Here is a 228-nt window from a genome sequence, read left to right as displayed (position 1 = left end):
ATTTAATTCTTTTAGTGTTTCTGTAGCCAATTCTAAGCCTAAATATCCAAAATAGTCATGTTCTTCTTTAGCCATAACATGGTATTCTCTTTCTCCTTGATTATTGACAAAATAGTAGTCACCATCAGTAAAGATAACATATGGGATTTTTAATGCACTTAGTAAAGAAATATACGGTTTAAAATTAGTTGAATTAATATTACAACATACAAGTCCATAAAAATCTAA

The 228-nt window shown here is 27.2% G+C and carries 1 protein-coding gene; it reads right to left on the bottom strand.

Translation table 11 applies throughout. The annotated features are described in order from the left end of the window. A partial coding sequence (locus AC2Q9J_RS18615) for a TOPRIM nucleotidyl transferase/hydrolase domain-containing protein (RefSeq protein ID WP_499042226.1) occupies nt 1–228 on the bottom strand: 228 nt, incomplete at both ends.

The sequence above is a fragment of the Planococcus sp. RAB007_Raresut genome (assembly GCF_057369535.1).
Note: the sequence above shows the minus strand (reverse complement) of the source record. Positions and strands in the feature narration are given on the sequence as shown.